Origin of the sequence: Photobacterium sp. 1_MG-2023, assembly GCF_030547945.1 — a bacterium.
Taxonomy (GTDB): Bacteria; Pseudomonadota; Gammaproteobacteria; order Enterobacterales; family Vibrionaceae; genus Photobacterium.
In genome coordinates this window covers 1-650 of sequence record NZ_JAUORR010000088.1, presented here as the reverse complement: position 1 = coordinate 650, position 650 = coordinate 1, and the positions used below count along the sequence as shown (strand labels likewise).

The 650-nt window shown below is 54.5% G+C and carries 2 protein-coding genes; both read right to left on the bottom strand.

Annotation, left to right across the window (positions count from 1 at the left end; translation table 11 throughout):
* Positions 1-339, bottom strand: a 339-nt coding sequence (locus Q4579_RS23010) for a hypothetical protein (RefSeq protein ID WP_303567285.1), incomplete at its 3' end; no start/stop codon positions are given.
* Positions 336-650: hypothetical protein (locus tag Q4579_RS23005; RefSeq protein ID WP_303567283.1), on the bottom strand; the 315-nt coding region annotated here is incomplete at its 5' end. The genes Q4579_RS23010 and Q4579_RS23005, both read right to left, overlap by 4 nt.

Below are 650 nucleotides of genomic sequence, written 5' to 3'. Positions count from 1 at the left end.
GTCATGGTTCCCATCCCCAATAGAATCAAACTCAGTATCAATAGGATCTTGCTGCTGCTCATTGCGTGCCGCTTCCTCTGCTGCTTCCTGTTCGGCCATGGCCGTCACATAGCGGGTGTGCTCGTCAATCAGCCACGCGTAAGCCCGCTCGAACAGATCACGCGTGAGTATCTGATTTCCCCGGTTATCCAGATATTCGATATGGCCGACCCCTAAGTCGGTATCAAAATGCACGGCCCATTCACCGCGCTGCATGTTGTATCCGCCCATTTCGGCCATCAGGGCAGGAATGCCATCAATCAGGATGATTTGGTCTTGTGTGGCTGCTGTAATTTTCATAACTTCATGATCCAAATAACTGCAATTGATTTCTGCCGTGTATCCACGGCCCCCACCTGACCGACAGACACGCTATGCCCGTGTGCCAGAGAGCCCCCGGTGTTCTGTGTGTGCTTCGTGTAGCCACTGTTGGCAGCACCGCCATAACGGGAGTCCCCATAGCCTGACGTCGCACTGGAGAACTTAATCGGGTGGCCGTGACTTGGCATCTGAGACGCCGACAAGGTATGTAATCCGACGCTGACGATTGGTTTTGCAGGCCGAAAACTATCCTCCCCAAACTCATCCCCCGGCTGATAAGCGCCGCCCGC